The sequence below is a fragment of the Phormidesmis sp. 146-12 genome, assembly GCF_052939495.1.
Window position 1 is genome coordinate 1 of sequence record NZ_JBJPHS010000208.1, and the last position, 4,932, is coordinate 4,932.

The following is a 4,932-nucleotide window of genomic DNA, read 5'->3' on the forward strand; positions in this document are numbered from 1 at the left end:
CCAAAATTGGGGGGTTGGGGGGCAGAAGCCGTGAACAACGAAGCGAAAAAACTCTATCAAATTCACGTTAAAATTGCGGCGGCTTAACTTAAAGGTCGATCGTCTCCTCGTCTAGCACAACTCATCAAGAAAGATTGGACAACGCTTGTGTTTTGCAGCACAGGGTTAGGTCTTCGAGGAGTTTAGGCGCGATCTTCAGTGTTCGTTTTTATACAATTTTTAAGAACCCTTCAATCGTTACCGACCGCATGAAACCGTGCGATTGCTGGATACTGAGAAAATCAGCTTTCGTGCAGTTCAATAAAATTCAGTACTCTATCGGTAGAATAGTCTGCAAGATTTACAATTGATTGCGATCGCTGCCAGATGAAGCGTAAGGTCTTCGCTCCGCCGCATCAAAATAGTAAGTCCTAAATTCTGGGGTTTGTATTGAGAATTTAGCAGTTTGTATCCTTGGTTACTCCGCATTCATTCGTCAAAACTTAATTAGGAGAAACGATGCTTTCTGATGATCAAAGCGTCTCGATTCAGCAGCTTGTAGAACGTCAAGTCTTCCTAACACCTGACAAAATTGCGATTACGTTTAACGATCGCTCCCTCACCTATCAAGCACTCAATCAAAAAGCTAACCAGCTTGCCCATTATTTAAAAACTTTGGGAGTCAAGCCAGAGAGCCTGGTCGGAGTTTGTTTGGAGCGATCGCCAGAAATGCTGGTTGCCCTGCTCGCTATTCTCAAAGCGGGAGGTGCTTATGTGCCGCTCGACCCCAACTATCCCCTTGATCGACTGGCGTTCGTCATCCAAGACACCCAACTGGCGATTTTGTTGACTCAAAAAGACTTGCTCGATCGCTTGCCTCAGTCCCAAACTCAAATTATCTGTCTCGATCAAACCTGGACGACAGCCCATTCTTTTGAAAATCTACCCTGCACGGTGACTGCCAAAAATTTGGCTTACACCATCTACACCTCTGGCTCAACGGGCAACCCCAAGGGCGTTCAGATCACTCACCACGCTGCGGTCAACTTTCTCAACTCAATGCGAGAAGAACCCGGACTGGCCCCAGAAGATGTCATTTTAGCGATCACCACCCTCTCCTTTGACATTGCGGTTTTAGAGCTTTTCTTACCTTTGATCGTCGGCGCTCAGATCCTATTGGCCAGCCGCGAAACTGCCGCCCACGGCGTGCAATTAGCCAACCTGCTAACCAGTTCTACTGTGACCCTAATGCAGGCGACTCCCTCAACCTGGAGAATGTTGATCAGCGCGGGCTGGCAGGGCGACGGCAAACTCAAAATGCTCTGTGGTGGAGAAGCTTTGACCCGATCGCTGGCTGACCAATTACTCACAAGAGGCGGCGCGCTCTGGCAGATGTATGGCCCAACCGAAACAACCGTCTGGTCAATGGTTCACAAAATGGAGTTGGATGCAAACCCAGTGCCGCTTGGTCATGCGATCGCCAACACTCAAATCTATCTCATTGCAGAACCCGCCCGTCGCCAGGGAGATGCGCTCAAGCAGGTAGAAACAGGAATGCCAGGAGAAATCTACATCGGGGGAGACGGAGTGGCGCGGGGCTACTTCAATCGTCCTGACTTGACGCAAGAGAAATTTATTCCTGACCCATTTAGCGATCGACCAGGTGCCCGCCTTTATCAAACAGGAGACTTGGCCAGATATCTACCCGATGGCAGCATCCAGTTTATCGGACGAGTCGATCATCAGGTCAAAATTCGCGGACACCGCATCGAGCTTGGCGACATCGAAACGGCTCTCAGTCAACATCCTCAAGTCAAAGAAACGGCCGTAATCGCCCACGGAGACACTGAAGAAAAACGGCTTGTGGCTTACGTTGTTCCCCGATCGCAACCCTCACAGACTGAAACTCAACTTGAAATCGCCGCTCAAATGACGACTCAATGGCAACAAATCTGGAACACTGCCTACAACGATTCTTCTCACAGCTTAGACTACACTTTCAATACCGCTGGATGGAATAGCAGCTACACCGGAAAAATGACATCTGCTCACGAGCTACAGGAATGGGTGCATCACACCGTCGATCGCATCCTCGCTCTGAAACCACAAAGCATTTTAGAGATCGGCTGCGGAACCGGATTGTTACTATTTCGATTGGCTCCCCACTGCGATCGCTACGTGGGTACAGATATCACGCAACAAGCGATCGACTACGTTCAGCAACAAATCCAGCAACGCCATCCAGACTGGTCACACGTCACCCTACACCAAAAAGCTGCCAACGCTTTAACCGATCTCGAACCTCAAAGTTTTGACACGATCGTTCTCAATTCTGTCGTTCAATATTTCCCCAGCATCACCTACTTGATCGAAGTGTTAGAAGCGGCGGCTAAGGCGGTAAAACCAGGCGGACAAATTTTTATCGGCGATGTGCGAAATCTGGCCCTTCTAGAAGCGTTTCATACCTCAGTGCAACTTTATCAAGCGCCGTCATCGCTCTCGACTCAAAAACTACGTCAACGGATTCGCGATCGCGTTACTCAAGAGAGAGAATTGGTGATCGATCCGGCATTCTTTATAGCACTTCAGCAGCGATTACCTCAAATCAGTCGCGTGCAGATTCAACTTAAGCGCGGCGTTCATCACAATGAGTTAACTTGCTTTCGTTACGATGTGGTGTTGCAGGTTAAGGCTGACCGTGATTTGAGTGTCAAACCAAGCTGGCTCGACTGGCAACAAGACTTCACCCTGGCTAAAATTCGTCAAATTCTCCTGGATAAAACCTGCAACTCGATCGGAATTTCTAACATTCCCAATGCTCGAATTTTGTCAGAAATAGCCGCCGTGCAGGTGCTCAAATCCAATCCCCCTGAGACCGTAGAAGATTTGCGGCGATTGCCTACTCTCAAAACCGCCCTTGACCCTGAAGCACTCTGGCAACTCAGCGCAGAAGTTGACTTTGACCTCTCAATTACTTGGTCTGCTGCAAAAGGCGTGGGCTATTATGATGCAATTTTTTGCCGTCGATCGCCCCATCCAACCAATTCCTGGTTAGTTCCGACCCCGGCACAAACTATCGAAATTCACTCACTCAGCACCTATGCCAACGATCCCCTCAGCGCCGCCAACCCCAAATCACTCGTGCCACAACTTCGCGCCTTTTTGCGAGAGAAACTGCCTGTGTTTATGGTGCCTTGTACCTTCGTAATTTTGGAGACGCTGCCCCTGACTCCCAATGGCAAAATTGACCGCCGCGCTCTACCTGCTCCTGGTTGCGATCGCTCCCATCTTACCGAACCCTATGTCGCCCCTCGCACCGTTCTCGAAACTCAACTAGCCCAACTCTGGAGCCAAATTCTCAGCCTCGAACAGGTAGGCGTGTATGACAGCTTTTTTGACCTGGGTGGACATTCGCTGCTCGTGACACAACTGGTTTCTCAAGTGCAGGCTGCTTTTCGGGTCGAGGTGTCTCTGATGGCTCTGTTTCGGTCGCCGACGATCGCGGGGTTAGCTCAGATCATTGAGTCGTTGAAAATGGGGAATACGATCGTTCCTCAGATCACAGACGCTGATCTGCAAACGGAGGCGCTGCTCGATCCTTCGATTTGTCCAGACGTTCCGTTTAGCGTTTCTGATTCTATTCCTCAACGCATCTTTTTGACGGGTGCGACTGGATTCTTGGGTACATTTTTACTGCAAGAACTTTTGGCGCAAACTCAAGCGGATATTTACTGTCTAGTACGGGCCGAGAACGATCGCGACGGACACCAAAAACTGCTGCAAAATCTGGAGCGATACACCTGCATCAAGTCGATCGACGCAGCGAGAATTCTACCCGTGTTGGGCGATTTGTCACAGCCGCTTTTAGGAACTTCTGCCCAGCGCTTTGAGCAATTGGCCAGCAAAATCGATGTCATTTATCACAACGGAGCCTTTGTCAATCTGATCTATCCCTACTCTGCTCTCCGCGCTGCCAACGTTTTGGGAACTCAAGAAATTTTGCGACTCGCCAGCCAGATCAAAACCAAACCAGTTCACTTTATCTCAACGCTGGATGTGTTTCAGTCTTCTGCTTATGTAAATACCCAAAAATGGACAGAACAAGACGATCTAATGCACAGTCACGGACTTTTTAACGGTTACGCTCAGAGCAAATGGGTAGCCGAAAAATTGGTGATGGCGGCCCACGATCGCGGCATTCCCACCTGCATTTATCGCCCCGGTATGATCGTTGGCCATCAGCAAACAGGAGTTTCTAAAACCGATGATTTGGTGAGCCGCCTGATCAAAGGTTTGATTCAATTAGGCAGTGCTCCCGATATTGATCTCCAAATGAATTTGACCCCTGTGGACTATGTGAGTCGAGCGATCGTTCATCTCTCCCATCAGCCCCATCGATTAGGACAGGCATTTCATCTCGTCAATCCCCATACGCTGTCTTTGCGCCAACTGGTGAATTACATGCAGACGATCGGCTACCCGATTCAGTTTGTCCCCTGCGCTCAGTGGCAATCAACCCTATCCACGCTCACCGCTGAAAATGCCTTGAGTCCCCTACGCTCTCTGTTTGCTCAAGATTGCCTGAGTTCTCTAGAAACCCTGGCCCTCAAAAAAGTAGATTGCCGAAATGTGATTGCAGGACTCACCGACACGAGCCTTAAGTGTCTGGCGATCGCGCCCTCTCTCGACACCTACTTTTCTTACTTTACCGAGACGGGATTTCTAGAGCGTCCAAGAGTCCTTGAAAACAGGTTGACCAGGGTTTAAAGAGGCGGTAGCTGCGATCGAACCTGGTTAACTGACAAAGCTTTCTGCCCAGCGATCCACAAGTTCCTCATACCCAATCAATTTGTGAATGCTACAGATCCTTCGCCCCCTAAATCCCCCACAAGTGAGGGACCTGCTTGACTGACAAAACTCAGGAAAGCGAGAAAGGAAGCTAGGAGGGAAGTA

At 49.5% G+C, this 4,932-nt stretch carries 1 protein-coding gene; it reads left to right on the forward strand.

The window, feature by feature from the left end; genetic code table 11:
• The first annotated feature begins 498 nt into the window (after positions 1-498).
• Positions 499-4,746, forward strand: coding sequence for an amino acid adenylation domain-containing protein (locus ACKFKF_RS34305; protein WP_446871840.1), 4,248 nt, complete (start codon positions 499-501; stop codon positions 4,744-4,746).
• Positions 4,747-4,932: the final 186 nt, after the last annotated feature.